The following is a 384-nucleotide window of genomic DNA, read 5'->3' on the forward strand; positions in this document are numbered from 1 at the left end:
CCCAATGGTGCTATTGTGGAACGGGCCATATTAGATCGCCAGCAGGCCTCTGGCGAAGTGGTGCTTAATTTGAAAGCACCAAACTATCAAACGGCCAGAAATATTGTCAGCGCAGTGAATAAAGTGTTCGGCCCGGATGTGGCGAAAGCGCAAAACTGGGGACAGCTTACCCTCAGTGCTCCCAGAGACCCAAACGACCTCAATACCTTTATGTCAATGTTGCAGGACATCAATGTGGAGCTGGGCAGTAGCAGACCCAAAGTGGTGTTTAACAGCCGTACCGGCACAGTGGTAATGAATGACGCGGTCAGAGTAAAACGGGCAGCAGTCAGTCATGGCAACTTGACGATCACTATTACCGAGACGGAAGGCGCCAGCCAGCCT

Annotated in this window: 1 protein-coding gene; it reads left to right on the plus strand. The window is 51.8% G+C overall.

The genetic code is table 11. From position 1 onward, the window contains the following. Positions 1–384, plus strand: a 384-nt coding sequence (locus J0A66_RS21980) for a flagellar basal body P-ring protein FlgI (protein ID WP_206575975.1), incomplete at both ends; no start/stop codon positions are given.

Source organism: Bowmanella dokdonensis, from assembly GCF_017254865.1.
GTDB lineage: Bacteria > Pseudomonadota > Gammaproteobacteria > Enterobacterales > Alteromonadaceae > Bowmanella > Bowmanella dokdonensis.